Genomic DNA, 22669 nt, shown 5'->3' with positions numbered 1-22669 from the left:
ACGTCGTGTATTGAGGGCGCAAGCCCACCACCCGGCGGCAACCGTCCGTACGGGACGTATGCGGTACTAACTCTAGGAGTTAAAAGTGGCACTGGATCCCGCTATCAAGCAGGAAATCATCAAGGAATACGCAACCCACGAGGGCGACACCGGTTCGCCCGAGGTTCAGATTGCAGTTCTGTCTCGTCGTATCTCCGACCTGACCGAGCACCTGAAGTTCCACAAGCACGATCACCACTCCCGTCGCGGCCTGATGATCCTCGTTGGTCGTCGCCGCAACATGCTCGGCTACCTCAAGAGCGTCGACATCGAGCGTTACCGTTCGCTGATCGAGCGCCTGGGCCTGCGCCGATAAAACGGGAGCGTTTGACGCTTCACGCGGTGATTAACCGCCCCGCGGCGGTTCGTGCGGACGTGCTGTAGCTGTTCCTCGCCTTCTTCGTAAGGCGCGGGCGTCGGCACGTCCGTACTGCCGCGTTCGGGGGCGCTCACCTCAACCGGTCGCGGGTCGGACGGCCCGGACCGTCCGGTGGGCACGCCCCACCAACCATGACAGAAAACCAGCCGCGAGCGCACACGCCGCGGTCCTCGGTAGCGAATTACGGAATAACACCCCTCAGCACATACGAACGGTGCGGGACTCTGCCCGGAACCGCCGGATCCAACCGGCGCGATGACGGCGGGGGAGCGGTGCCGTGGTTTCCTATCGAAGGCCGACTCGTGCGCTACGCACCGGCTGACCAAGAGAAAGAAGGAACCGTGGAAGGTCCCGAAATCCAGTTTGCCGAAGTCGAAATCGACAACGGCATTTACGGTAAGCGCCACGTGCGCTTTGAAACCGGCCGTCTCGCCAAGCAGGCTAACGGCTCGGTGCTCGTCACCATCGATGACGAGACCACCCTGCTCTCCGCAACCGTGGTCGGCAAGTCTCCCCGCGAGGGCTTCGACTTCTTCCCGCTGACCGTGGACGTGGAAGAGCGCATGTACGCAGCCGGCAAGATCCCGGCATCCTACTTCCGCCGCGAAGGCCGCCCCAGCACCGAGGCCATTCTGGCAGCCCGCCTGATTGACCGCCCGCTGCGCCCCGCCTTCACCAAGGGCATCCGCAACGAGGTGCAGGTCGTCGTGACCGTCCTGACCTACAACCCGGACGAAATCTACAACACCTTCGCGATTAACGCGGCTTCGGCATCGACCACGCTCTCCGGTGCGCCCTTCAGCGGCCCCATCGGTGGCGTGCGCGTGGCCCTGATTGACGGCCAGTGGGTCTGCTTCCCCAAGTACTCCCAGCTCGAGAACGCCGTGTTCGATATGGCCGTGGCCGGTCGCATCGTCACCAAGGCCGACGGTACCGAAGACGTGGCCATCATGATGGTCGAGGCTGAGGCCACCGACAACTCCTGGAAGCTCATCAAGGAGGACGGCCAGACCGCCCCCACCGAAGAGGTCGTCGCTCAGGGTCTGGAGGCCGCTAAGCCCTTCATCGCTGCCCTGTGCAAGGCCCAGTCCGACCTGGCAGCCCGCGCCGGCAAGCCCGCCCTCGAGCTGCCCTTCTTCGGCGGCCACGGCGAGGACGTGGACGCAGCCGTGAAGGAATTCGCCGCAGACCGCCTGGTCGAGGTGTACTCCATCGCCGGCAAGCAGGAGCGCGAAGCCGCCGCAGCCGAGCTGAAAGAAGACCTCAAGGAAGCTCTGACCGGCGAGGGCAAGGAATTCGAAGAGCGTGCAGACGAGGTTGACGTGGCATTCGCCGCCCTGACCAAGCACATCGTGCGCCAGCGCATCCTCACCGATCAGGTGCGCATCGATGGCCGCGGCCTGACCGATATCCGTCAGCTCACCGCCGAGGTTGAGGTCCTGCCCCGCGTGCACGGCTCCTCCCTCTTCGAGCGTGGCGAGACCCAGATTATGGGTATCACCACCCTGAACATGCTCAAGATGGAGCAGCAGCTGGACTCCCTGCACCCGCTCAAGTCCAAGCGCTACATCCACCACTACAACTTCCCGCCGTACTCCACCGGTGAGACCGGCCGTGTGGGTTCGCCCAAGCGCCGCGAAATCGGTCACGGCGCCCTGGCCGAGCGTGCAATCACCCCGGTGCTGCCCTCGCGCGAAGAATTCCCCTACGCTATCCGCCAGGTTTCTGAGGCTCTGGGCTCCAACGGCTCGACCTCCATGGGTTCGGTCTGCGCCTCGACCCTGTCCCTGCTGAACGCCGGCGTGCCGCTGCGCGCACCCGTTGCGGGTATCGCAATGGGTCTGGTGTCCGACGAAGTGAACGGCGAGACCCGTTACGCTGCCCTGACCGACATCCTGGGTGCCGAGGACGCACTGGGCGACATGGACTTCAAGGTGGCGGGTACCTCCGAGTTCGTGACCGCTATTCAGCTGGACACCAAGCTCGACGGCATCCCCGCCTCCGTGCTGGCCGGTGCGCTGACCCAGGCCCGCGAGGCTCGCCTGCACATCCTGGATGTGCTGACCAGCGCCATCGACGCACCCGACGAGATGAGCGAGTACGCACCGCGCATTATCTCCGTGAAGATTCCGGTCGCCAAGATTGGTGAGGTCATCGGCCCCAAGGGTAAGATGATCAACCAGATTCAGGAGGACACCGGCGCCGACATCTCCATCGAGGACGACGGTACCGTGTACATCGGCGCAGCCGACGGCCCCTCCGCCGAGTCTGCCCGCGCCGCCGTGAACGCCATCGCGAACCCGCAGGTTCCCGAGGTCGGCGAGCGTTACCTGGGCACCGTGGTGAAGGTGACCGACTTCGGTGCCTTCATCTCGCTGACCCCCGGTAAGGACGGTCTGCTGCACATCTCTGAGATGCGTAAGCTCAACGGTGGCAAGCGCGTGGTTGACGCCGAGGACGTTGTCTCCGTGGGCCAGAAGGTTCAGGTGGAGATCACCAAGATTGATGACCGCGGCAAGCTCTCGCTCGCACCGGTCGTTGAGGGCGGCGACGACGAGTAGTCGTAACCCCCGCTAAGTGATGAGGGGCGTTCGGCGCACCCGGTGCGGTTCACTCCCCGCCGGATGCACCGGGCGCCCCTTGTCGCGAGTAAGAGGGATAAGATTAATATATTTCTCTTGCACTGGAAGGAAAGTGAGCGAATGTTGACACGACGTGACAGCACAATTGATATTGCTAAAGGCATCGCAATCATTGCAATTGTGTTTGGGCACATTCATCGAGGGATGTGGGCATCTGGACTGGGGACGGAAGCCTTCCGCCCCTATAAATATGTTCTTGACTACGGTGTCTATTTTTGGCACCTGGTAGTTTTTGCCTTCCTGAGCGGCCTGTTCGTGTCGCGAGGAGCGTTGAAGACTACCCCCTCCTCGTACCTGACGAAACGTCTGGTTCTCTTCGGATACCTGTACGTCATTTGGCAGGTTCTACAGGTGGGTATGAAGCTTGTACTTCCGTCTAATTCTTCCGATAAGACGACTGTTATGAGCCTGCTGGAGCTGTGGAAGCCCGAAGGTCAGCTTTGGTTCTTCCCCTGGCTCATGATTGTCACCATTATTGCTGTGGTGACGCGAGTATGGCAGAAGAACGCTATCGCTGCCCTAACGATTGCTGGCTCAGCGATTCTTGCGCTTGCCTCGTGGGGGTACATCGGCGAGTATGTCGGTACTCAGGGCCTTTCGCTACTCTTCTTCTTCCTCGTTGGTGTGGCGCTTGGCCATGAACGATTCCAACGCATTATGAGCTCCATTCCCTTGGCAGCTCACGCGGGTATCGTTGCTGTTGGCCTGTTCGACTACATCTACCTTCTGATGAACATTCAGGCTACTCCGCCTACCGTCATTCCTTACTTCACGAATGATGTTGGTGCGGTAGCTATGGGTATTCTTGCGACGGTGATATCCTCGCTGACGGTGCTCTCGCTCTCCTACCTGCTGGCTCGGGTTCCGTGGAGCGGCTGGCTCGCCTACCTGGGACGCCACTCCCTGGAAATCTTTATCGCGCACATCGTGTGCGGTGCCGCCTTCCGTTTCGTACTGACGAAGTCTGGTCTTTTCTCGGTACCTCTGTTCCTGGTGGGCGGTACGATCTTTGCGATCCTCGCCTCGCTGCTGCTGGGGTACTGCGCACGAAAGCTCCGGATTCCGCTCTTTACCCTGCCGCGTCCCATCGAACAAAAGATTAGCTAACCGAACTCACATCGAAGGACACTGAATGTCTATTTCCCTGCCCGTCGAGCTTGACGCCATTGCCGAGGAGCTCGACTACGAGCGTGGCCGCCTCATCTACGAGGGCGCGGGCGGCAACGAGGTGCGCCGCTCCATCCTGCCCGGTGGCGTGCGCGTCATCACCGAGAAGATGCCCGGCACGCGCGGCGTGTCCATCGGCTTCTGGGTGGGGGTGGGCTCGCGTGACGAGGCTCCCGGCATGCTCGGCTCCACGCACTTTCTGGAGCACCTGCTGTTCAAAGGCACCGGTACCCGCACGGCGCTCGACATTGCGTCCTCCTTCGACGCGGTGGGCGGAGAATCCAATGCGCTGACCGCCAAAGAACACACCTGCTACTACGCGCGTGTGCTCGACGACGACGCGCCCATGGCCGTGGACGTCATCACCGATATGGTGACCAACGCCCTGCTTGATCCCGCCCACCTGGAGCAGGAACGCGGGGTGATTCTCGAAGAAATCGCGATGGATCAGGACGACCCGACCGACGTCGCCTTCGAGAACTTCGTGGAGCAGCTCATGGGCGCCAACCCCCTCGGACGCCCCATCGGCGGCACCCCCGAGGAGATTCAGGCGGTCCCGCGTGACGCCGTGTGGGAGCACTACAAGCGCTACTACACCCCGGATCGCCTGGTGATTTCCGCCGCCGGTTCCCTGGAGCACAGCACCATGGTTCGCCTCGTGCTGGAGTCGCTCACCCGCTACGGCTGGGACCTGCGGGAGGGCGTGGCCCCCGCGCCGCGCCGTGTGCGTACCGACAGCGGCATCGTACCGCTGAGCGAGCTGCGCGAGGTGCAGAAGGGCTTTGAGCAGACCAACATCGTGATGGGCTGCCCGAGCATCATCGCGGGCGACGACCGCCGCTACGCGTTGAGCGTGCTGACCAGCGCGTTTGGTGCGGGCATGTCCTCGCGCCTGTTCCAGGAGATCCGCGAGAAGCGCGGCCTGGCGTACAGCACCTTCGCGTTCTCCGGTGCCTACTCGGACGCCGGCTACTTCGGCATGTACGCCGGCTGCTTGCCCGCCAAGACCGAGCAGGTGCGCGAGGTCATGGGCCACGAGTTCGATAAGCTCGCGGCCGCCGGCATCACCGAGGAGGAGCTGCTGAAGGTGCGCGGTCAGCTGGCCGGCTCCACCGTGCTCGGCAGCGAGGACTCCGGCTCGCGCATGTCCCGCCTGGGCCGCGCGGAGATGGATTCTGGCCAGTTCACGAGCACCGACGAGCTGCTGGAGAAGATTCGCGCGGTCTCCCTCGACGAGGTACGCGATCTCGCCGCCTTCCTGGGTGAGCAGCAGATGATTACGACCATCGTGCGGTAGCTCGTGCGGGGCATTGGCCCCTTGCCGTTTGAAATAGAGCTACGGGAAATCGAAAGGCCCGTTGGTCACTCTCATGAGAGTGACCAACGGGCCTTTCAGCGCGTCAGAACCGTCACCGGGTTAGCGTCACCGGGCCAGCCGGTTCGACGCGAGTACTTGCGCTTTGTGGCTGCGACGCCGCTACTTCTTCTGTGCCTTGGCGATGGCCTGCTCCACGACCCGGGCGTAGAGCTCCTGGCCGGCCGCCTCGGGGTGCACGCCGTCGGAAGCGAGCAGACCGCTCTGGGTCTGCAGGGCCTGGCGAATCGCCGAGTTCCAATCCGCGATAATCACGCGGTCGGAATGTTGGGAAGCAAACTCTCGAATCTTCGTATTCGAGTACTCGATCCAGCTCAGGTTGCGCGGGCCGTAACCGGTCACGAGCACCAGCTTCGAATCGGCGGGCATGGCCGCCAGCACCTGATCGAGCTGACCGTCCAGAATGGTCGAGTTTGCAGTCACCGACAGCACCAGGGTCTTTCGAATCTGACCGTTGGCGCCCATGGACTTAATAATGGGCAGCGCGTTAGCGATGGTGCGTCCCTCAGCCGCATCAATCTGGGCCTCGGGCATCTTGTCGTAGAGATCGGGGGAGGTCGCCACCACGATGGAGTCACCCACGACGGTCACCTGTGAGGAGTCGATGGGGCCGGTGGCCTCCTGGGAGGCCGAGGCGCTTGCTGAGGCGGTGGCCTTCGCATCCTTTCCGTCCTTGGCCGTGGGGTTGGCCGAAGCGCTCGCGGAGGCGCTGGCGCGCGCCTCCTGTCGGGCCTTCAGACGTTCGGCCGCGGCGCGCTTGCCGTCCTCAACGGACTGCTGGGCGGTGGTCATGGCCGGCGCGGTGCGTACGGCCACGCCGGTCGCGCCGGCGGCCGCAATCACGAGCAGGGTCAGGGCGATGGGCAGGGCCTTAACGGTGGCATTCTGGAAGGAGGCGATAACGCGGTTGGCGCTTCCGCGGAAGCCGTGGCGTCGAATCGGGGTCTCAACCCAGCGGTAGGACATCTCGGCGATGGCGAAAGTCGCCACCAGCACGCCGACGTTCACCAGCGGGGAGCGGTCCGCGCCGAGCAGGTAGTGCATGACCACGGCCAGCGGCCAGTGCCACAGGTACAGGCCGTAGGAGCGTTCGCCCACCCAGCGCAGGGGCGCAAAGTTCAGCAGGCGGCGCAGGGCCTCGGAAGCACCGGCAAGCATATCGGGCAGCATGCCCTGAATCACGCCGAGAGCCAGCAGGGAAGCGCCGAACAGACCCCAGGGGATTGCACCGGGTGCCGATTCGGGCACGAGAACCGCGTAGGGAATCAGCGCGAACAGGGACAGCCAGCTAATCATGACGCGGGCGAAAGCAACCACGCCAAAGGGCTGAGCCACGCGGTACAGCACGGACTGCTGCAACGGCGGGTACAGCGACCAGGGGCGCGCAAACGCCAGCAGGGCGCCGAGCAGCAGACCGTACAGGTGGGTGTCGGTGCCGTAGTAGACGCGGCTAATGGGTGCGCCGGACATCAGAAGAGCGGTAGCAACGCTCAGTGACGCAATAATGCCCAACACTATAACCACGCTAAAACGACGCCACGAACGGCGCAACAACAAGCCAAAACCAACAATGAGCAGCGGCCAGACCACGTAGAACTGCTCCTCGACGGCCAGGGACCAGAAGTTCGTGAAGAGCTCCGGGGAGGTCTGCGCGAAGTAGTCGTTTCCGGCGAAGATGGAAATCCAGTTGGAGGAGAAGGTTGCCGCGCCCAGCAGCTGGCGGCCCAGGTTGACCTGGATATCGCCGCCAACGATGAGGCTCACGGGACCCAGCACGAGAATCATGAGGGCGATGGCCGGTAGCAGACGGCGGGCACGGCGAATCCAGAAGCTACCGAGCGCGATGCGGCCGTTCAGTGCACCCTCGCGCAGCAGGAGCGAAGTGATGAGAAAACCCGAGATGACGAAGAAGATATCCACGCCAATCATGCCGCCGGGCAGGACCGCGGGCCAGAAGTGGTACACGATCACCAGGAGCACTGCGATGGCGCGCAAACCGTCCAAACCAGGCAGAATATAACGCCGGTTTGCTTCATATGGGCGTACAGAGGAGGTAAAGAGGGACTTCATACGGTCTGTGTACTCCGAGGGACGGATTGAAAATTAAATACCAACCTATTATAGGTTTGATTCCATTAGATGACGTAGTGGGATTCTTATATGGCGCCGAGAGCCAGCACGTCAGCGCCGGGATTGGGGCGCGAGCGGGCGCTCCGGGAAGGCCGGCCGAGAGACGAGAAGAGGCCCCGGAGGGTCGCGCGGTAGCGCATCGGCGATAATGGAGGAGAAGAAATGGTGACGGGCCGCCCCACAACGGGCCTACCGCCACGGAAGAAGCCACCAGGAAGAAGCGAGGAGAGCGCATGAGCGAGAAGATTTGGAAGGTAGCGGTTCTTGGGGCCGCGGGCCGCATGGGGTCGGAGGCGGTTCGCGCCGTCAACACCGCCGAGGATATGGACCTGGTGGCGGCCCTGGGCCGCGGTGACGACCTGCAGGAGCTGGTCGACTCCGGCGCCGAAATCGTGATTGACCTGACCGTTCCGGATTCGAGCGAGGCCAACGTTCGCTTCGCGGTTGAGCACGGCATGCACGCGGTGGTCGGCACGACCGGCTGGACCCCCGAACGCCTGGACTCCCTGCGCGAGCTGCTGGGCGAGCACCCCGGCGTGGGCGTACTGATTGCCCCGAACTTCGCGATCGGTTCGATTCTGGCCACCGAGTTTGCGGCCAAGGCCGCCCGCTACTTCGATTCGGTTGAAATCATTGAGATTCACCACCCGAACAAGGTGGATGCCCCCTCCGGCACCGCGGTTCACACGGCCCGCAAGGTGGCGGCCGCCCGTGCCGAGGCCGGCGTGGGTCCGAGCCCGGACGCCACGACATCCGATCCGCTGGGTTCGCGCGGCGCGGTGGTGGACGGCGTGCACGTGCACGCGGTACGTCTGCGCGGAATGGTGGCTCACCAGGAGATTCTGCTGGGCGACCCCGGCCAGCAGCTGGTGATTCGCCACGATTCCTTCGACCGCGCCTCATTCATGCCCGGCGTGCTGCTGGGTGTGCGCGAGGTGGCGGCGCATCCGGGCCTGAGCGTGGGCCTGGACGCCTACATGGACCTGTCTTAGGAGGGCACGATGTCTGAACAGACTTCTTCCGAGGGTTCGCCGGCTCCCGCCGAGGCGCGAAGCCGCGGCCCCTGGTGGGCTTCGCTGCGCCTGTGGACGGCGTGCGCGTGCGTTCTGCTGGTGGTGACGGTGCTCATCCTGCCGCTACCCATCGTGGTGCGCGCCTTCATCCTGGGCGTGCTGATTTTTAGCGCGGTCTTCGTGACCGTGGATGCCGGTGGGTTCGGCAAAACCTTCGCCGCGCTGACCTGCACGCTGCTGGTGCTGTACCTGGTGTACACGGCCGATCGTGGCGTGTCCCTGCTCCTTTCGGGTTCGGTGGCCGGCATGGTGCTGGGGCTCGGCATGATTCTGCTGCCCGTGCTCGGCGCGTGGGCCCTGGTGCGTGAGATTCTCTTTGGAACGCGTATTCAGATGATGGCTCAGCAGCTGTCCGATTCGGGGGACCTGGCGGAGGATAACCTGCCGCGCACCCCGAGCGGTAAGGTGGACCGCGAGGCAGCCGCGGCGGAGTTTGAGTCCTTCGCGGCGGCGGTTGAGCAGGAGCCCGAGAACTGGAAGGCCTGGTTCAACCTGGCCTGCATGTACGATGCGGTGGGCGAGCGCAAGCGCGCCCGCGCGGCGATGCGTAACGCGTGGTCGTTGCGCTCGGGTGGCGCCGCGAAGGAAATGCGTTAGAAGCATCGGGAGGAGCGGTTGCGCTCCCGAAGGTTGAGGGGCCGCGCCGGGAGAGTACCCGGGGCGGCCCTTTTGCCGTATGAGTATTAGTTCGGCGAGCCGGGGCGGTCTATCGGGCCGGGGCCCGCGGGAGGCACCTCGGGAACCCGCCGCGGCGTGCGGGGGGGGGTGCCGCGCGACACTATATGAAAATTTATGCGTTATGTAGTAAAAACCTGCATTTCGGGGGTACCCTGGAAATATGTCTGAGAACCTATCTAACCCCGGTACCTTTGTTGAGCCCGTCTTCGGCCGCCTGCTGACCGCGATGGTCACCCCCTTCGCGCAGGACGGCTCCGTGGACGAGAAGCAGGTGGCAGACCTGGCGAACTACCTGGTCGATAACGGTCACGACGGCCTGGTGGTCTGCGGCACCACCGGCGAGTACTCGACCATGACCGACGACGAGAACGAGCGCGTCTTCCAAATTGTGAAGGACACCGTTGGCTCTCGCGCCAAGATCATTGCCGGCGTGGGTTCAAACGACACCGCGCACACCATTGAGCTGGCCCACCGTGCAGAGAAGGTCGGCGTGGACGGCCTGCTGGTCGTGACCCCCTACTACAACAAGCCGACTCAGCCGGGCGTGTACGCCCACTTCTCCACCGTGGCCAAGGCCACCGACACTCCCGTGATGCTTTACGACATCCCGGGCCGCGCGGGCATCCCGATTGCCCCCGAAACCTACCGCCGCCTGGCCGAGATTGACAGCATCGTCGCAGTGAAGGACGCCAAGGCTGATTTCGGTGCCGCAACCGAGGTCATGGCAACCACCGATCTGCACTACTACAGCGGCGACGACGGCCTGACCCTGCCCTGGATGGCGATGGGTGCCGTCGGCCTGGTGTCTGTGACCGCGCACGTGGCCCCGAACCTCTTCCGCGCGCTCATTGACGCGGTGGTGGCCCAGGACCTCGTGGAAGCGCAGCGCCTGCACCTGGAGCTGGCTCCGATCGTGCGCGCCACCATGGGTCGCGCCCCCGGTTGCGTGGCCGCCAAGGAGATTCTCGCCTGGCAGGGCGTGCTGGGCCAGCCGGTCGTTCGCCTGCCGCACGTGCTCTCCGAACCGGAGGTGCTGGCCGCCATGCGCGAGGACCTGATGACCTCCAGCCTTGCCCACACCCTGAAAAACGCATAAACTTTTATTTAGCTTCTTTTATACGTCCGGGCTAGTGTTCCCGGGCGGCGTGAAGCAGGTTAAGAGAGACTTTTGGCCGCCCACGCGGTAATTTGGCCGCTCATAGCGAATTACCGTGACGTATGCTTTCAGCACGCGTGGAACGCGGCCCCCAACGCGGGCTCCTCGCCGTTACGACGGCGAGGGGTCCGCTCTGGCGTATTTCCCGAGGTGTCCGAAACGACCATGACCCGCCGCGGCACCGATAGGCCGCAGAAACACGTCGCGTAACCCACGGAAACCCCGGAACACTCGGAATCCCCGGAAACTCCACAACATTTGGAACACTCCAGACCCGTATTCGGAGCGAAACTCGCCCCGGAACGCATATCACTAGACTTCCCGTGACGAACGAGGATGCGAACGCAGGCCCGCACGCTAAGGCCCGGCGCCTGAGCCCCTCGAACGAATCACGACACAACAGATAGTAAGAAAATAGAAAGAGGAGACACACGATGAGCGTCTTTGAAGCGAATCTTCCCCTGCCTCCCCGCCTGAAGAAGGGCACCCTGCGCGTGGTGCCCCTGGGCGGCCTGGGCGAAGTCGGTCGTAACATGACCGTGTACGAAATTAACGGCAAGCTGCTGATTGTCGACTGCGGCGTGCTCTTCCCCGAAGAGTCCCAGCCCGGCGTGGACCTGATCCTGCCCGACTTCAGCTACATTGTCGACCGTCTGGACGACGTGGTCGCCATGGTGCTGACCCACGGTCACGAGGACCACATCGGCGCGGTTCCCTACCTGCTGCGCCGCCGCCCCGACATCCCCCTGGTCGGTTCCGAGCTGACCCTGGCATTGGTCGAGGCGAAGCTGGCCGAGCACCGCATCAAGCCCTACACCCTCGCGGTGAAGGAACACCAGGTGGAGCGCTTCGGCCCGTTCGAGTGCGAGTTCGTGGCAGTGAACCACTCGATTCCGGATGCGCTGGCCGTCTACATCCGCACCAAGGCAGGCAAGGTTCTGCACACCGGTGACTTCAAGATGGACCAGCTGCCTCTGGACGGTCGCCTGACCGACCTGCGCCACTTCTCCCGCCTGGGTGAGGAGGGTGTGGACCTGTTCCTGCCGGACTCCACCAACGCAGAGGTTCCCGGCTTCACCCCGACCGAGAAGAACATCGGCCCGGTGCTCTCAAACGTCTTCCGTGACGCTCGCGGCCGCATCATCGTGGCCTCCTTCTCCTCGCATGTGCACCGCGTGCAGCAGGTGCTGAACGCCGCCGCCGAACGCGGTCGCAAGGTCGTGCTCGTGGGCCGCTCCATGGTGCGCAACATGACCATCGCCGAGAAGCTGGGCTACCTGAAGGTGCCCGACAACGTGCTCGTGGACCTGAAGAAGGTCGACGACTACCGCCCCGACCAGATCGTGATGATGTGCACCGGTTCGCAGGGCGAGCCCATGGCGGCGCTCTCGCGTATGGCTAACGGCGACCACAAGATTCAGATTGAGCCGGGCGACACCGTGGTGCTGGCCTCCTCGCTGATTCCCGGTAACGAAACCAGCGTGTACCGCATCATCAACGCCCTCATGAAGCTGGGCGCCCACGTGGTGCACAAGGGCAACGCGAAGGTTCACGTGTCCGGCCACGCGGCCGCCGGCGAGCTGCTGTACTGCTACAACATCCTCAAGCCCAAGAACGTCATGCCCGTTCACGGCGAGGTGCGCCACCTGATTGCCAACGGCGACCTGGCCATCGAGACCGGTGTCCCCGCACAGAACGTGCTGCTCTGCGAGTCCGGCACCGTGGTGGATCTGCGCGATGGCGTGGCCACCGTGGTCGGCGAGATTCCCTGCGAGTACCTCTACGTTGACGGCCGTTCCGTCGGCGAGGTGACCGAGAGCGACCTGAAGGACCGCCGCATCCTGGGTGAGGAAGGCTTCGTGTCCATCGTGACCGCGATTGACCGCGCGACCAAGCGCGTGGTGACCGGCCCGGACATCCACGCCCGCGGTATCGCGGAGGACGACGCCGTCTTCGACGAGATCGTCCCGAAGATTACCGCCGCCCTGGAGGACGCACTGCACCGCGCACCCGAGAAGGTGCACACCGTGCAGCAGCTGCAGCAGATTGTGCGCCGCACCATCGGTGCGTGGATCTCTCGCCGCCTGCGCCGCAAGCCCATGATCGTGCCCGTGGTCATCGAGAGCACCTCTCCGGACGCTAAGAACTAAATATCAGCGCGGCCGCCTCCCGCAGGTGGCATCGGCTTTCGGGCCGAGGCTGAAACGGGTTACCTGAAACGCAGGGGGCGGGGTCGATACCGAGTGTCGGCCCCGCCCCCTGCGCATCCGGCAGGGCGGGCTGGCTCGGCGGGTTTCGGCGGGTCCAGCACCCGCGTGCGACGCCCCATCGCAGCCGCTGCGCTCACTGATAACGAAGAAATCGTTAGATTAACGGGAAGGTTGATACTCTAAAAGGTATGGCTCCACGGACCACAAAGGGTCGTAGTACGACCGCTAAGTCAAAGAAAACCACCCGCAAGCGCACCACCTCCTCGAGGGGCGGTGCCCGTCGCGGTGCCGAGGCGACGAATCCTGTCGCCGGCGCCATCGCCTCCGTCTGGCTGAGCATCGCTCACGCTATCGGTGGCGCGGTGCGCTCGATTGGCACGGCGCGCACCGACCTGGAACCCGAACAGCGTCGTGATGGCGGCGCGCTCGTACTGCTGCTCTTCGGCCTCATCAGCGCCGGTGTTGAGTGGTACAACTGGCGCGCCCACACCTCTCTCGGTCTGCTGCGCGCGCCCCTGGACGCCTGGCACACGATGCTCGGCGGCATCTTCGGCCAGGGTGCCCTGCTGATTCCGGTGCTCAGCTTTGTGCTGGCCTGGTGCGTCTTCCGAGGCCCCGACCTGGTCAAACGCAATAACCGGGTGACCCTGGGCTCCCTGATTCTGCTGATTGCGACCTCCCTCTTCTTCGCCCGCCACGCCGGGCACCCGACCTTTGCGGACGGTTTCGAGGCCGTATGGGCCGGAGGCGGCGTCACGGGAGTAATCCTCGGCACCCCCATCGTTCGCCTGAGCGGGGGTATCGCGGCGGTGGAGATTCTGATTCACCTGCTGCTGGCGCTCGCAGGGTTGCTGGTCATGACCAACACTCCGATTCGCCAGATTGTGCCCCGCACCCGGCACCTGGTGGGCCTGGCCCTGGGCGAGAAGCCCAACGGCACCACCCGCGAGCGCTCCTCCTCGGATGATGCAACTCAGACCGTGGACCTGAACGCCGAGGAGCACGACCGCAGCTACCTGTACGGTGACGACGAGAAGCCGGCCCGAGCCTCTTCTTCGGGCGGCGGCCTGATGGCGCGCCTGCGCGGCTGGCTGGGCTTTGGCGTTTCCAAGGGCGATGACGGCCCCCTCGACGAGTACGCCGGTGACGAGGCCTTCGTGAACGCCGTGGTGGACGATGCCCACCCCGAGACCACCCAGATGCCCGTGCAGCCCGCCAACCCCGCTCCCGACGCGCGCGCCGGCGCCAAGCCGAACCGCCTGAGTCGTCTGCCCGGTCGCCTGAACCAGGCTCCCGCCGCGGCTTCGAGCGGCCCGGACCTCTTTGACGTGGAGGCCTCTCAGGCTCCCGCCGCCCGCCTGGATCAGGTGCAGCGCGCCGCGGTGGCGCACGGCCGCATCCCGGGGGAGGAGCCCCTCTTCGACGTGGAAGCCTACGATGGTTTCGGCGGCGACTCCTCGCAGCAGGCTCCCTCCGAGCCCGCCCCGCAGACCAGGCCCCGCGATGTGGTTCCGCCCGCGGGCGCACCCGCTCAGGAGGCCGGCCGAGGTGCCGCCGCGGGTCAGGCTCCGATTCCGACCCGCATACATTCAGCCGGCGCGCATCAGGGCGCAAACCAGAGTACGAACCAGGGCGCGTCCCAGCAGGCGGCACGCTCCGGCGGCGGCCTGTCCCGCCCCCTGCAGAACAACACCCAGACCGCGACCACCGAGCAGGCTCGCGGCGAGCAGGTTGTGCAGTCCTCCCGCGGCGCCTACGTGCTGCCCTCGGAGGAGATGCTGGTTTCCGGCCCGCCCGCCAAGGAGTCCTCCGAGGTCAACGAGCACGTGGTCGAGGCCCTCACCAGCGTGCTGGAGCAGTTCAAGGTGGACGCCCACGTGACCGGTTTCTCGCGCGGCCCGACCGTGACCCGCTACGAGATTGAGCTGGGACCGGCCACAAAGGTGGAGCGCGTGACGGCGCTGAGCAAGAACATCGCCTACGCGGTGGCCAGCCCGGACGTGCGCATCCTTTCGCCCATTCCCGGCAAGTCCGCGATCGGCATTGAGATTCCGAATACCGACCGCGAGACCGTGGCCCTGGGCGACGTGCTACGCTCCCCGCAGGCCCACGCGAACCACCACCCGATGGTCATGGGCGTGGGCAAGGACGTTGAGGGCGGCTTCGTGTTGGCCAACCTGGCCAAGATGCCGCACATGCTGGTCGCAGGTGCGACCGGTGCCGGTAAGTCTTCGTTCGTGAACTCGATGATTACCTCGATTCTGATGCGCGCAACTCCCGACCAGGTGCGCCTGGTGATGGTCGACCCCAAGCGCGTGGAGCTGACCGCCTACGAGGGTATTCCGCACCTGATTACGCCCATCATCACGAACCCGAAGAAGGCCGCCGAGGCCCTGCAGTGGGTGGTTCGCGAGATGGACGCCCGCTACGACGACCTCGCCCACTACGGCTACAAGCACGTGGACGACTTCAACAAGGCGGTGCGCGAGGGTAAGGTTCAGCCCGAGCCCGGCAGCAAGCGCACGATTCACGAGTACCCGTACCTGCTGGTGATCGTGGACGAGCTGGCCGACCTGATGATGGTCGCCCCGCGCGACGTGGAAGAGGCCATCGTGCGTATCACGCAGCTGGCCCGCGCCGCCGGTATCCACCTGGTGCTGGCTACCCAGCGTCCTTCGGTGGACGTGGTGACCGGCCTGATTAAGGCGAATGTTCCTTCCCGCATGGCGTTTGCGACCTCCTCGGTCACTGACTCCCGCGTGGTGCTGGATCAGCCCGGCGCCGAGAAGCTGATTGGTCAGGGTGACGCGCTCTTCCTGCCGATGGGTGCCTCGAAGCCGATGCGTGTTCAGGGTGCGTGGGTTTCCGAATCCGAGATTCACGCCGTGGTTGAGCACGTGAAGAAGCAGGCCCCGACCATCTACCGTGAGGACGTGATGGTTTCGGCCGCGAAGAAGCAGATTGACGAGGAAATCGGCGACGACCTCGACGATCTGTTGCAGGCGGCCGAAATCGTGATTACCACGCAGTTCGGTTCGACCTCGATGCTGCAGCGTAAGCTGCGCATGGGCTTCGCGAAGGCCGGACGCATCATGGACCTGCTGGAGTCGCAGGGCGTGGTGGGCCCCTCGGAGGGCTCGAAGGCCCGCGAGGTGCTGGTCCGCCCCGACGACCTGCAGGCCACCCTGGCGCGTATTCGCGGTGAGGAGCCCCCGGCGGCCGACCCGTACGCGAACGCGGTGGATCCGGGGGAGCCGGTTACCGATTATTACGACGAATCCGATGACGAGGGCTCGGAGGACGCCTGGCAGCTGACGGGCCGCTAAGCTCACGCGTTATCCACAAGCGCCCCGCACGTTCGGCGGTGCCCGATGAGGCACCCGTATAATGGACGTACGGGGCGTTTGTGCGTTCCCGATACCCTTCGGTGCCAATATTTGACGATGGCTGTGCGCGTGCCTCGCGCGGTGTGCGGCCCGCATCGAAACTGCAACACCGGGCTCACCCGTCGAGCCCGCCGACTCTAAGGAGCACCCATGAGCGACGCTCACACCCCAGCCCCCACCGGTGAGGTCCGGGCGGTGCAGCCTCGCACGTCGAATTGGAACGTTCCCAACGTGCTGACGGTTCTGCGCATCATCGCGGTGCCCTTCTTCATCGTGGCGCTGGTCAGTGGCGGTACCTTTGGTGCCGACGACCCGACCCACCGCTGGCTCGCTTGGGTGATTTTCATCCTCGCGATGCTCACGGACTGGGCCGACGGCTACCTGGCGCGTTCCCGCAACCTCATCACGAGCTTCGGCAAGATCGCCGACCCGATTGCCGATAAGTTCCTGACCGGTGCCGCGTTCATTGTGCTCTCGGCCCTGGGCGAGCTGTGGTGGTGGGTGACCATCGTGATTCTGCTGCGCGAGTGGGGCATCACGGTGATGCGCCTGTTCGTCATCAAGTACGGCGTGATGGCGGCCAGCAAGGGCGGCAAAATCAAGACGGTACTGCAGACCGTGGCGCTGGTGCTGATGCTCCTGCCGCTGGGTCAGCTGGGCCTGGGCTGGCTGGTGCCGGGCTGGGTGCTGATGGGCGCGGTCACGGCGATTACCGTGTGGACCGGCCTGGTGTACGTGCGCGATGCCTACAACCTGCGTCGCACCTGGTTGCAGAACCAGGCCGCGCAGAAGCAGCGCGCTCAATAGACGTTGATGGGGGAGCGGTACGGGCCGCTCCCCCGAACTGTACCCGGGGTGAGCGTTAGCGGCGCTCGAGCACCGGGGCGCTCGCGGAAGGAGCGGGTGCGTGAACGGGCGGTCGGGTCGGCCCGGCCGCCGGGAAAGGATGAATCATGGTTCCTCTTCTGAACGAAGGCACCCAGTCGGCCTCGCCCGAGCTGGCGCGCGCCGAGGTTTTTTCGGGTACCCCGCAGGCGGCGGCCCTGCTGCTGCGCGATGCGGTGCGCTCGTGCGCATCCCAGGAACGTCCGGTGCAGGTGGCCACTGCTGAGTCCTTGACCGGCGGGGACGTGGGCGGCGCGATTTGTACGGTGCCGGGCGCATCGGCCTACTATCGCGGCGGCGTGATTTCTTACGCCTACGAGGTGAAGGCGCGGGTGCTGGGCGTGGACGCTCAGCTGCTTGCGACCGAGGGCGCGGTGAACCCGGAGGTGGCGGCTCAGATGGCGGCCGGCGCGGCGCGGGTGTGCGGTGCCGATTACGCGGTGTCGACCACGGGTGTGGCGGGGCCCGACCCCGCGGATGGCCAGCCGGTGGGCACCGTGTTTATCGGGGTGCACGCCCCGGGCGGGTGTGAGGTGTTCGAGCGCCACTACGACGGGGATCGCGCCCGGGTTCGTGCGGCGGCGAGCGCGGATGCGATTGCGCTACTGGCCCGCGCGGTGCGGGGGAGCGCCTCCGGCTCTTTGAGGGAGAGCCTCTAGGACCCAGCCCCGCGGCGCGTCCCGGTGGCATGACCAGGCGGTGTGTGAGGCACGTGAGGCGGTGCTCGTGAAGCTTGGGGGAAGGCACAGGGGAAAGACTCGGGGAGGATATTTTACGCTTCAAAGAATTTCCCAGTCTTCTCCCAGCTTCAAGGGAATAAACACATAGCTTGGTCTGTTTGAATGGATACAAGTCTGAAGAAGATGACGAAAACAGCGAGTTTTGTAGCTCGCATCCCAAAAATCAGTTAGGCTTAACTCTGTACAGTCCCGCGCGTCGGGAGGAACTACTCAGGAAAGTGATAAAGAAGCTCATGGCTAAGCAGCGCGTATCAATCAACGGTATTACGAAGTGGAAGGAAATCGACGAGACCCCCAAGCAGGTGGCTCCGGTCGTTGAGGAAGCACGAGTTGTTCCCCTCCGCCAGGCCATCGGTGAGGTTCTTCGCGATGTCCGCCAGCGTCAGGGCCGCACCCTGCGAGAGGTTTCGCAGCGTGCCCGCGTTTCCCTCGGTTACCTGAGTGAAGTTGAACGCGGTCAGAAGGAAGCTTCCTCCGAGCTGCTGGCTTGGATCTGCCAGGCTCTGGACATCCCGATGTCCCAGATGCTGCGCGAGGTCGCCGATCGTATGGCCGTCGCAGAGGGCGTTCAGATTCCGGATACCGTTCCGGCTGAGCTGTCCGAACGCTACAAGAACGACTACTACGTCTCTCTCTAAGACGTGAGGGTGCGGAAGCTCCGCACCGCTATTGGGCCGATGCCGTACACCCCGAACGGGTGTGCGGCATCGGTTCTTTGTCGAGCAATGGCGAGACGGAATTGTGAGAATGAAGAACTCGGGGTGGGTGCTCCGCCAATGGGCACGCTGCCGCCGGGTGCGGTGAAGGAGATTGCGATGAAGCTGAGCGAGTTTTGGGCGCTCATGGAGCACGAATTTGGTGCCGGGTACGCCCCGGTGCTGGCCCGGGATCTGGTGCTGGGATCCCTGAATCACCGGACGGCGGCGGAGGCGCTGGATGCCGGTGTCAATCCGAAGACGGTCTGGTTTGCCATCTGCGAGGAACAGGAGATCCCGCAGGAGCGCCGCTGGGGCCCGGATAAGGAACCGTTGCGTTAGCTCGGTGTATGGCGGTGCGTCTAAGTGCCGCGGGGATGCGCTACGGGGGAGCGTGGCGGCCGGGTTACGGTGCGCCCCAGGCCCCGAAAGGTGTGCGCGAACCGATTGAGGTATCCTTGGGCGGGTTTCGAATATTCGAAAATATTTGCCGAAATCTTATGCGAGGTATTCGAAAATGCCTCGTAATTTTGTTCGATTCGTGCTAGACTTTTCCACATCGAGAATTTTTCGAAAAATCCGCGGGATTTTTCCACAAATCGTGAAAATGGCCTTATCCTGTCAGGCCGTGACCCTAGAGTAGTCTCAGAAGGAACCGGCAGGCGAAAAGCTGGGGCGACGAGCCCCGCCGATTCCTAGAAACATTATTGACGTCATCACTGACACCACAAAGAACGAGGTACTAACGTGGCTAAGAGCACCAAGTCTCAGAGCGTAGCTCGCGTTCCCGAAGAGGGTCGCGCCAAGGCACTTGAAGCCGTCATGGCACAGATTGATAAGAACTACGGTAAGGGCGCCGTGATGCGCCTGGGTGATAAGGAAACCACCACCACCGAGGTTATCTCTACCGGTGCCATCGCCCTGGATGCCGCTCTCGGCATCGGCGGTCTGCCCCGCGGTCGCGTGATTGAGATTTACGGTCCTGAGTCTTCGGGTAAGACCACCGTGGCCCTGCACGCCGTCGCTAATGTGCAGAAGGCCGGCGGCGTGGCCGCGTTCATCGACGCCGAGCACGCCCTCGACCCGATTTACGCCGCTAAGCTGGGCGTGGACATCGACCAGCTGCTGGTCTCTCAGCCCGACACCGGCGAGCAGGCCCTGGAAATCATGGATATGCTGGTCGGCTCCGGCGCAGTGGATATCGTGGTGGTCGACTCCGTGGCCGCGCTGGTGCCCCGCGCCGAAATCGAGGGCGACATGGGCGACTCCCACGTTGGTCTGCAGGCTCGCCTGATGAGCCAGGCTCTGCGTAAGATTACCGGTCGCCTCTCCGCAACCGGCACCACCGCGATCTTCATCAACCAGCTACGCGAGAAGATTGGCGTGTTCTTCGGCTCGCCCGAGACCACCACCGGTGGTAAGGCCCTGAAGTTCTACGCTTCGGTGCGCATCGACATTCGCCGTATTGAGACTCTGAAGGACGGCGCGAACCCGATTGGTAACCGCACCCGCGCCAAGGTTGTGAAGAATAAGATGGCTCCGCCCTTCAAGCAGGCAGAGTTCGACATCCTCTACGGCGAGGGCATCTCGGTCGAAGGCGGTATTCTCGACCTGGCCGTGGAGAACGATATCGTCAAGAAGTCCGGTGCATGGTTCACCTATGACGGTGAGCAGCTGGGCCAGGGCCGCGAAAACGTTCGTAAGCTACTCAAGGACAACCCCGAGCTCACCGAGGAACTGCAGTACAAGGTTCTGGTGAAGCTGGGCATCATCGAGGAGGAGCCCGCCGAGGAGGCCGCAGAGGCCGAGGGCACCGAGAACGATCCGCTGGACGAGCTGGCTGAGGAGTTCTAAACCCTCGCCCGTGGGCCGTCCCCGATAGGATGTGCGGCCCGCTCGACAACGCGTGGTAATCGCCGTGCGCTGTGCTTTTCGCACGGTGCGCGGCGATTGCCGTTTAAGCCGGAACCGGCGGAGGTGCGGCTCGATACAATGGGGGAGCGCCTCCAACCGGAGGCACACGGGCTTCGGCGGATTAGAAAGAGAGGAGGGGACAGGCAGATGGAACGAGATGTATTCGGCCAAGACGAGAACGCGCGCGGCGGCGAGCGTGACGGTATGCGCGAGGACGACGCCGGTTTCGCCGCCCTGGACGCAACCGAACCTTTCTTCGGGTCCTCTCCGGCGCAGAACTTCGGTGGCGCGGTGTCGGGCACCGACGGCTTTTCAGGTTTCGAATCGGCGGACGGCGATATCACGGCCCGCGGAGGCTTTGAACCCCTCACCTTTGAAGCACCCACCGCCCCGGCCGAGCTGGGAGCCTTCGAGGCGCTGGCCTTCGAAGCGCCCGCGCCCCTGGCCGAGCCCGTCCTCGACTGGGGGGCTCCGCAGTACGCATCCGCGGAGCCTGACGCACCCGCCGTGCCGCGCCAGGCATCTGAAGTGCCCGTATCGCAAAAGTTCGGGGCACAAAAATCCGGGGCACAAAAGCCGGTAGAGCAGAAGCCCGGGGCGAACAGGCCCGCGAAAACACCGCCGGAAGCATCTCCGAAGACCTCCGTGCCCCAAGCATCGCGGGCGGTAGGATCCGAGCCCAAAAAACTGGCGCAGGCAAAACCTGCGCAGGAAAACGTAACCCGGAAAAACGCAGCCCCGCGCAAGGTTTCCGGGGAAAAGACCTCCTGGAAGATGCCGGTCCCAGAGGCAACCGAAGAGTTCCCCGATTGGCATCCGGCGGCCCACGGCTTCCGCGAGGAGCCCATCGCCCGCGATCTCGGGGACGACTACCCAGGCTACTTTCCGGTGCCCGCGGCACCCCTCGAACCCGCACCGGGCGGGGGAGCAGGGCAAGGCTCCGAGGAATCTTCGGAGGGCTCGCCGCGCCGTAGCCTGCGGGTGGATCCGAACCTGCCGGCCGTCTCCATCGACGAGGCCCCCGTGCGGGCCTTCATGCCTGGAGGCGCGGAGCCCCGCCCCATGGCGGCCGGCCGCATGAGCCGGGCCGGGGCCGCATCCATCGGGTCGGGGCTCACCGCGGAGGAAAAAGAAGAGATTGAGCGCCAGGCGCAGCAGCGGGAGAAACAGCAGAAGAAGCGCTCGAACCGGCAGAAGCCGAGCGAGTACAAACGCGGATTCCGTCGCATGAGCCCGGCGCAGCGGGAGAAGATGCAGAAGCGCTCGCCCTACGCGCCCGCATTCGGGGCCCGGAGCGAGGAAGAGGAAACCCATAAGAGCCCCGCGGGTCGCGGCTCGGGGAGCAACCTATTCAGGGAGGGAAGCAGCTTGAACGAGAAGCTCACCGCGGCCGAGGAAGCCTTTATTCGGGGTATCGCCGAGGAGGAAGCTCAGGGTATCGGCAGCGGCAAGCGCCCGGCCGCGCCCCGAGCCTCTCAAGCCTCCGGGGTTCGCGCGCCGAGAAACGGCGGGAACGGCTCCGCCGGGATGGGCGGGCAGGGCCCCTCCTGGAAGCAGAAGGTGCGCGCCGACCGCGCCGCCGAGGAAGCCGACCCCTACACCCGCGCCAAGACCATCGTGTACAACCAGCTGGCCTACTCGGCAAAGACCAGGGGGCAGCTGCGCAAGAAGCTCCAGTCAGAAGGCTTCGAAGCCGAGCTCATCGAGCCGCTGCTCGATAAGTTCGAGGCGGCCAAGCTCATCGACGACGCCGAATACGCCGAGACCTTCGTGCGGCAGAAGAGCCGCACCAAGAAGCTCTCGCGCGCCGCGTTGCGCCGCGAGCTGGCCGAGCGCGGGGTGCGCGGTGAGGAAGCGGAGAACGCCCTGGCCCAGCGTACCGACGAGCAGGAACGCGAGGACGCCGCTGAGCTGGTGCGCAAGAAGCTACGCCCCGGCATGGATCTGAGCGACCGCGCCGAGAAGGATAGGGTCACCCGTCGCCTGCTGGGGATGCTTGCGCGCCGCGGCTACTCCTCCTCGGTATCGATGTCGGTAATCCGCGAGGAGCTTGCCGCCTACGGCGCGGAGGACGACCTCTGGTAGGGGCCTGCGGTAGGAAGTCGGCAGGAGGACGGCAGGAGGACTGCGCAGCTACGCTCGGCACTATGACGAGCAAAAGGGTGAGCCCGCCACCGAAATACTCTGCGGCGGGCTCACC

16 protein-coding genes are annotated in these 22669 nt (G+C 64.4%); 15 read left to right on the top strand and 1 reads right to left on the bottom strand.

Features of this window, described 5'->3' with window-relative positions:
• Positions 1–85: 85 nt before the first annotated feature.
• The 4 genes from rpsO to HMPREF2674_RS04570 all read left to right on the top strand — a co-directional run bounded on the left by rpsO (position 86) and on the right by HMPREF2674_RS04570 (position 5524).
• On the top strand, positions 86–355 hold the full coding sequence (gene rpsO / locus HMPREF2674_RS04585) for a 30S ribosomal protein S15 (RefSeq protein WP_049332781.1): 270 nt from the start codon (positions 86–88) through the stop codon (positions 353–355).
• Positions 356–759: 404 nt separating this feature from the next.
• Positions 760–2979, top strand: coding sequence for a polyribonucleotide nucleotidyltransferase (locus tag HMPREF2674_RS04580; protein ID WP_070648946.1), 2220 nt, complete (start codon positions 760–762; stop codon positions 2977–2979).
• 63 nt (positions 2980–3042) lie between these two features.
• Complete coding sequence (locus tag HMPREF2674_RS04575) at positions 3043–4167, top strand: acyltransferase family protein (RefSeq protein ID WP_080978765.1); 1125 nt, start codon at positions 3043–3045, stop codon at positions 4165–4167.
• Between the two features lie 25 nt (positions 4168–4192).
• A complete protein-coding gene (locus HMPREF2674_RS04570) occupies positions 4193–5524 on the top strand; it encodes a M16 family metallopeptidase (protein ID WP_049344392.1) in 1332 nt (443 codons plus the stop codon).
• 180 nt (positions 5525–5704) lie between these two features.
• Here the strand turns inward: HMPREF2674_RS04570 and HMPREF2674_RS04565 are convergent, their stop codons facing one another.
• Entirely contained in the window at positions 5705–7672 is a 1968-nt protein-coding gene (locus HMPREF2674_RS04565; RefSeq protein ID WP_070824945.1) for an acyltransferase family protein, read from the bottom strand.
• A gap of 293 nt (positions 7673–7965) precedes the next feature.
• Between HMPREF2674_RS04565 and dapB the strand changes: the two genes are divergently transcribed.
• From dapB to HMPREF2674_RS04510, 11 genes are all read left to right on the top strand, one after another.
• Positions 7966–8724: a 4-hydroxy-tetrahydrodipicolinate reductase gene (gene dapB, locus HMPREF2674_RS04560; protein WP_049332771.1), complete on the top strand. Its 759-nt coding sequence runs from the start codon at positions 7966–7968 to the stop codon at positions 8722–8724.
• Between the two features lie 9 nt (positions 8725–8733).
• Positions 8734–9402 carry a tetratricopeptide repeat protein gene (locus HMPREF2674_RS04555; RefSeq protein WP_070824944.1) on the top strand — a complete coding sequence of 223 codons (669 nt, stop codon included), beginning with the start codon at positions 8734–8736 and terminating at the stop codon, positions 9400–9402.
• Between the two features lie 241 nt (positions 9403–9643).
• Entirely contained in the window at positions 9644–10579 is a 936-nt protein-coding gene (dapA, locus tag HMPREF2674_RS04550) for a 4-hydroxy-tetrahydrodipicolinate synthase (RefSeq protein ID WP_049344398.1), read from the top strand.
• 494 nt (positions 10580–11073) lie between these two features.
• Positions 11074–12789, top strand: coding sequence for a ribonuclease J (locus HMPREF2674_RS04545; RefSeq protein WP_049344400.1), 1716 nt, complete (start codon positions 11074–11076; stop codon positions 12787–12789).
• 248 nt (positions 12790–13037) lie between these two features.
• The gene (locus HMPREF2674_RS04540; protein WP_070824943.1) at positions 13038–16175 is read left to right on the top strand and encodes an FtsK/SpoIIIE family DNA translocase; all 3138 of its coding nucleotides are present in this window, start codon (positions 13038–13040) and stop codon (positions 16173–16175) included.
• Positions 16176–16385: 210 nt separating this feature from the next.
• Positions 16386–17042, top strand: coding sequence for a CDP-diacylglycerol--glycerol-3-phosphate 3-phosphatidyltransferase (gene pgsA / locus HMPREF2674_RS04535; RefSeq protein WP_049332762.1), 657 nt, complete (start codon positions 16386–16388; stop codon positions 17040–17042).
• Between the two features lie 143 nt (positions 17043–17185).
• Positions 17186–17779, top strand: coding sequence for a CinA family protein (locus HMPREF2674_RS04530; protein WP_049332760.1), 594 nt, complete (start codon positions 17186–17188; stop codon positions 17777–17779).
• 314 nt (positions 17780–18093) lie between these two features.
• Complete coding sequence (locus HMPREF2674_RS04525; protein ID WP_049332759.1) at positions 18094–18498, top strand: helix-turn-helix domain-containing protein; 405 nt, start codon at positions 18094–18096, stop codon at positions 18496–18498.
• A gap of 177 nt (positions 18499–18675) precedes the next feature.
• Complete coding sequence (locus HMPREF2674_RS04520; RefSeq protein WP_049333114.1) at positions 18676–18897, top strand: DUF3046 domain-containing protein; 222 nt, start codon at positions 18676–18678, stop codon at positions 18895–18897.
• Positions 18898–19302: 405 nt separating this feature from the next.
• Entirely contained in the window at positions 19303–20409 is a 1107-nt protein-coding gene (gene recA / locus HMPREF2674_RS04515; RefSeq protein ID WP_049332756.1) for a recombinase RecA, read from the top strand.
• 207 nt (positions 20410–20616) lie between these two features.
• Positions 20617–22554, top strand: coding sequence for a regulatory protein RecX (locus HMPREF2674_RS04510; protein ID WP_070824942.1), 1938 nt, complete (start codon positions 20617–20619; stop codon positions 22552–22554).
• Positions 22555–22669 lie beyond the last annotated feature (115 nt).

It is taken from the genome of Rothia sp. HMSC062F03, assembly GCF_001836905.1.
GTDB classification, from domain to species: Bacteria; Actinomycetota; Actinomycetes; order Actinomycetales; family Micrococcaceae; genus Rothia; species Rothia mucilaginosa_A.
The sequence above is the reverse complement of the archived record's forward strand: the minus strand, read 5'-3'. Positions and strand labels throughout refer to the sequence as shown.

What these genes read in the sequence shown, in the direction of transcription:
- HMPREF2674_RS04520 (WP_049333114.1), top strand. Translation starts at nt 18,676, where the DNA reads ATGAAGCTGAGCGAGTTTTGGGCGCTCATGGAGCACGAATTTGGTGCC.
- dapA (WP_049344398.1), top strand. Translation starts at nt 9,644, where the DNA reads ATGTCTGAGAACCTATCTAACCCCGGTACCTTTGTTGAGCCCGTCTTC.
- pgsA (WP_049332762.1), top strand. Translation starts at nt 16,386, where the DNA reads ATGAGCGACGCTCACACCCCAGCCCCCACCGGTGAGGTCCGGGCGGTG.
- HMPREF2674_RS04545 (WP_049344400.1), top strand. Translation starts at nt 11,074, where the DNA reads ATGAGCGTCTTTGAAGCGAATCTTCCCCTGCCTCCCCGCCTGAAGAAG.
- HMPREF2674_RS04525 (WP_049332759.1), top strand. Translation starts at nt 18,094, where the DNA reads ATGGCTAAGCAGCGCGTATCAATCAACGGTATTACGAAGTGGAAGGAA.
- HMPREF2674_RS04565 (WP_070824945.1), bottom strand. Translation starts at nt 7,672, where the DNA reads ATGAAGTCCCTCTTTACCTCCTCTGTACGCCCATATGAAGCAAACCGG.
- HMPREF2674_RS04555 (WP_070824944.1), top strand. Translation starts at nt 8,734, where the DNA reads ATGTCTGAACAGACTTCTTCCGAGGGTTCGCCGGCTCCCGCCGAGGCG.
- HMPREF2674_RS04540 (WP_070824943.1), top strand. Translation starts at nt 13,038, where the DNA reads ATGGCTCCACGGACCACAAAGGGTCGTAGTACGACCGCTAAGTCAAAG.
- dapB (WP_049332771.1), top strand. Translation starts at nt 7,966, where the DNA reads ATGAGCGAGAAGATTTGGAAGGTAGCGGTTCTTGGGGCCGCGGGCCGC.
- HMPREF2674_RS04575 (WP_080978765.1), top strand. Translation starts at nt 3,043, where the DNA reads ATGCACCGGGCGCCCCTTGTCGCGAGTAAGAGGGATAAGATTAATATA.
- HMPREF2674_RS04570 (WP_049344392.1), top strand. Translation starts at nt 4,193, where the DNA reads ATGTCTATTTCCCTGCCCGTCGAGCTTGACGCCATTGCCGAGGAGCTC.
- HMPREF2674_RS04510 (WP_070824942.1), top strand. Translation starts at nt 20,617, where the DNA reads ATGGAACGAGATGTATTCGGCCAAGACGAGAACGCGCGCGGCGGCGAG.